This window comes from Mesorhizobium sp. M7A.F.Ca.CA.002.09.1.1 (assembly GCF_003998555.1).
GTDB classification, from domain to species: domain Bacteria; phylum Pseudomonadota; class Alphaproteobacteria; order Rhizobiales; family Rhizobiaceae; genus Mesorhizobium; species Mesorhizobium ciceri.
Genome location: NZ_RZRR01000595.1, coordinates 1 through 3,586, shown reverse-complemented (window position 1 = coordinate 3,586; position 3,586 = coordinate 1). Strand labels below are relative to the sequence as shown.

The 3,586-nt window shown below is 63.2% G+C and carries 4 protein-coding genes and 1 pseudogene; 4 read left to right on the top strand and 1 reads right to left on the bottom strand.

Annotation, left to right across the window (positions count from 1 at the left end; genetic code table 11):
* From EN994_RS22700 to EN994_RS22685, 4 genes and pseudogenes are all read left to right on the top strand, one after another.
* A pseudogene (locus EN994_RS22700) lies at nucleotides 1–281 on the top strand (amidohydrolase family protein); the annotation flags it as partial.
* A complete protein-coding gene (locus EN994_RS22695; protein WP_063168222.1) occupies nucleotides 281–1,684 on the top strand; it encodes an FAD-binding oxidoreductase in 1,404 nt (467 codons plus the stop codon). The pseudogene EN994_RS22700 and the gene EN994_RS22695, both read left to right, overlap by 1 nt.
* On the top strand, nucleotides 1,684–2,265 hold the full coding sequence (locus EN994_RS22690; RefSeq protein WP_063170260.1) for an NAD(P)H-dependent oxidoreductase: 582 nt from the start codon (nucleotides 1,684–1,686) through the stop codon (nucleotides 2,263–2,265). Before EN994_RS22695 ends, EN994_RS22690 begins: the two co-directional genes overlap by 1 nt.
* Complete coding sequence (locus EN994_RS22685; protein WP_013531132.1) at nucleotides 2,265–2,852, top strand: NAD(P)H-dependent oxidoreductase; 588 nt, start codon at nucleotides 2,265–2,267, stop codon at nucleotides 2,850–2,852. Before EN994_RS22690 ends, EN994_RS22685 begins: the two co-directional genes overlap by 1 nt.
* 51 nt (nucleotides 2,853–2,903) lie before the next feature.
* Here EN994_RS22685 and EN994_RS22680 read toward each other — a convergent pair.
* A partial coding sequence (locus EN994_RS22680; RefSeq protein ID WP_164746086.1) for an aminomethyltransferase family protein occupies nucleotides 2,904–3,586 on the bottom strand: 683 nt, incomplete at its 5' end.

Below are 3,586 nucleotides of genomic sequence, written 5' to 3'. Positions count from 1 at the left end.
GGCTGGAGGTCTACCGCATGGCGACGCGCATCCTGCATTTCGATCATCCGGTCGCCGACTGGCCGCAAGCGGTCACCGCGACGCCGGCCAAGGTGATGCGGTTTGATGGCTTCGGCACGCTGGCTGCCGGCGGTGATGCCGATTTCATCGTGTTCAAAGGCCGAAGCTGGACGGAATTGCTGTCGCGGCCCGAATCGGATCGCATCGTGGTGCGCGGCGGCAAGGCGATCGACCGCCAATTGCCAGATTATGCCGAACTCGACGAACTGATGGTGGAATGATGGATGTTTCGGCGCTCAAACGCGATCTCGAAGGCCTGAAGGTCGACGACAATCCGGCCATCGTCCAGCAGAAGAGCCGTGACTTCTACTGGTACAGCCCGGTGCTGAAGCAGCAGCTCGACCATGTCACCGGCGACCTGATCGTGACGCCGAAGAACGAGGCCGAACTGATCCGCGTGCTTGCCGCCAGTCATCGTCATGGCGTGCCGGTGACACCGCGCGGCAGCGGCACCGGTAATTACGGCCAGGCGATGCCGCTCTCCGGCGGCGTCGTGCTCAACCTTGCCGAGATGAACGAGATCAAGTCGATCGCTCCGGGTCGCGTCGTGACCGGGCCGGGGGCGATCCTGGCCGATATCGACAAGGCAACGCGGGCGCATTCCGGGCAGGAACTGCGGCTATCGCCCTCCACCTACAACACAGCCTCGATTGGCGGCTTCATCGCCGGCGGTTCGGGCGGCATCGGCTCGATCAATTTCGGCGGGTTGCGCGATTTCGGCAATGTGCTTCGGCTGCGCGTGGTGACCATGGAGGCCGAGCCGAAAGCGCTCGAGCTCACCGGCGCGGATCTGCACAAGGTGACCCATGCCTACGGCACCAACGGCATCATATCGGAAGTCGAGATGCCGCTGACCGCGGCGTATGACTGGATCGACGTCATTGTCGGCTTCGACGCTTTCATGGATGCGGCCCGCTATGGCAATGCGCTGGCCTGTCAGGATGGCATCCTGACCAAGCTGATCACGCCGATAGCGGCACCCGTGCCGCAGCTCTATTTCAAGCGGCACCAGAAATTCCTGAGCGACGGGCAGAGCATTTGCGTCGTCATGGTGGCGCAGCCCGGGCTGGACGCTTTTCTTGCCTTCACCCGGCGTGCCGGCGGCGAGGTGATCTACAATGCGGCCACGGCGACGCCGGATGAGAAAAAAGGCCTGCCGCCGGCCTATGAATTGGCTTGGAACCACACCACGCTGAGGGCGCTGCGCGTCGACCCTTCGATCACCTATCTGCAGTCGCTCTATCCCTTTCCCAACCAGCTGGCGCTTGTCGAGAAGATGGATGCGATGTTTCCGGGCGAGGTTTTCTCGCATCTCGAATTCGTGCGGCTGGACGGCAACATTACCTGCTTCGGCCTGCCGCTGGTCAAGTTCACGACCGAAGCGCGGCTCGACGAGATCGTGCGCCTGCATGAAGCGAACGGTTGCCCGATCTTCAACCCGCATCGCTACACGCTGGAAGAGGGCGGCATGAAGCAGACCGACGCGGTGCAACTCGCCTTCAAGCGCCAGACCGATCCGCAAGGGCTCCTCAACCCCGGCAAGATGATCGCCTGGGAGAACCCGGACTACGACTACCGTTCCGGGCGGACTTTTTTGTTCAGGGGGCTGCAGAAGGTAGGATGATGAACATCCTCGTCCTCTACGCCCATCCGGTCGAGACCAGCTTCAATGCCGGCCTGCACCGGATGATCGTCGAGCGCCTGACGGCGGCGGGCCATACGGTCGACGACTGCGATCTCTATGCCGAGGGTTTCGATCCGCGACTGACGCGCCAGGAGCGGCTGGACTACCACAACCCACGTGGCCCCGCCGACGCTGTCGCGCCTTATGTCGAGCGCCTGCTGCGCGCCGATGCGCTGGTGCTTTCCTATCCCGTCTGGAACTATGGCTTTCCAGCGATCCTGAAAGGCTTTTTCGATCGCGTGTTCTTGCCCGGCGTGTCGTTCAAATTGGTCGACGGCAAGGCGCAGCCGTCGCTGCACAACATTCGCAAGGTTGCGGCGGTGACCACCTACGGCGGCAGCCGGTTCCGCGCCCTGCTGATGGGCGATCCGCCGCGCAGGCTGATCAAGCGGATGCTGCGCGCCACCGTCAAACCGGGCGCGCCGGTGACCTACCTCGCGCACTACGCGATGAACCTGTCTACCGACGGCTCGCGCAAGGCTTTCACGACCAAGGTCGCGGCCCGCATGGATGAGTTCTGATGCGCGCACTGGTGGTCTACTGCCATCCGGTACCCGAGAGCTTTTGCGCCGCCATCCGCGACACTGCCATCGACGTGCTGATGCGACGAGGCTGGGAGGTGCGGCTGCTCGACCTCTATGCGGAGAAATTCGACCCGGTGATGGGCTGCGACGAGCGGCGCTCCTACAATGACCAGGCGCCGCAGGACCCGGCACTGAAGCCGCATTTCGAACTGCTCAACTGGGCCGAAGCGATCCTGTTCGTCTATCCGACCTGGTGGTACGGACTGCCGGCGATGCTGAAGGGCTGGCTCGACCGGGTGTGGGCGACGGACGTCGCCTTCAAGCTGCCGACCGGCAAGGGACGGATCAAGTCGCTGATGACGCATGTAACCAAGGTCGGCGTCATCACCACCTGCGGCGCGCCGACCTGGTGGAGCGTCGTCGTCGGCCAGCCGGGACGCAAGACCCTGCTGCGCGGCATGCGGGCGCTGTGCGCCACGCGCTGCCGGACGTTTTTCCTGGCGCACTATTTGATGGATGCCTCGACGCCGGCGACAAGGGCGGCGTTTCTGGCGAAGGTGCGAGGGAAGCTGGAAAGGTTTTGAGAGGGCGACTTTCCCTTCCTTCCCCCCCACAAAGGGGGAGGCGAGAAGGCACTACATCCTCGTCCGCTCCGATTTCGGATCGTACATCGGCTTCAGCGAGGCTTCCGCCGCAAAACGCTCGCCGGCGATTTCGATCTCATAGGACGACGCCAGCACATCCGCCTCGCTCTCGCCCTCGCAAGGCACATAGCCCAGCCCGACGGCGCCGCCGAGGTGATGGCCGTAATTGCCAGACGTTATCGGACCAACGATCTTACCGTCGCGCAGGATCGCCTCGTTATGGAAGAGCAGGGGTTCCGGATCCTTCAGCCGGAACTGTACGAGCCGGCGTGACAGGCCGGCTTCCTTCTTGCGCAGCACCGCGTCACGGCCGATGAAGTCGCCCTTGGCGGTCTTCACCGCGAAGCCGAGGCCGGCTTCCAGCACATTGTCCTCGTCGGTGATGTCATGGCCGAAATGCCGGAACGCTTTTTCGATGCGGCAGGAATCCAGCGTGTGCAGGCCGCAGAGTTTCAGGCCGACATCCACACCTGCCTCCTCGACCACCTCGAAGACATGGGCCGCCTGGTCGGTCGAGACATAGAGCTCCCAGCCGAGTTCGCCGACATAGGTGACGCGGTGGGCGCGAGCCAGGCCCATGCCGATTTCGATCTCCTGATACGTGCCGAACGGATTTTTCTCATTGGAGAAATCGTTCGGGCTGACCTTCTGGATCAGCTTTCTCGCGTCCGGGC